The organism is Mycobacterium venezuelense (assembly GCF_054919535.1).
Genome location: NZ_JBONDW010000071.1, coordinates 1 through 494, shown reverse-complemented (window position 1 = coordinate 494; position 494 = coordinate 1). Strand labels below are relative to the sequence as shown.

Here is a 494-nt window from a genome sequence, read left to right as displayed (position 1 = left end):
ACCAGCAGGCGGGCGGTGCGCGGTTTCACCGATCAGCCCGTACCCCAGGACGTGCTGGCACGCGTGCTGACCGCCGCCGCGTGGTCACCATCGAGCTCCAACACCCAACCCTGGAACATCTACGTCGTCACCGGCGCACCCCTGGCCGAACTCAAAAAACGCGCCACCGAACGCGTCGCCACCGGCGCCGATTGGGATGATCGCGAATACGTCATGTACCCACCCGACATGCCCGCGCCCTACCGCGACCGCCGCGCCGCCTTCGGCAAAGAACGCTACAGCGCCCTCGGCGTCGCCCGCGACGACTGGGAAGCCCGCCAACGCGCCGCCATCGCCAACTGGGACTGCTTCGGTGCGCCCGCCGCCCTGTTCTGCTACATCGACCGCAACCTCGGCCCCGCCCAATGGGCCGACACCGGCATGTACCTGCAAACCGTCATGCTGCTCCTGCGCGCCGAAGGACTGCACAGCTGCCCCCAGATGGCCTGGTCACA

General features: G+C 68.4%; 1 protein-coding gene. It reads left to right on the top strand.

From position 1 onward, the window contains the following. The coding region (locus ACRCUN_RS34230; RefSeq protein WP_462146037.1) for a nitroreductase at positions 1-494 on the top strand (494 nt) is incomplete at both ends.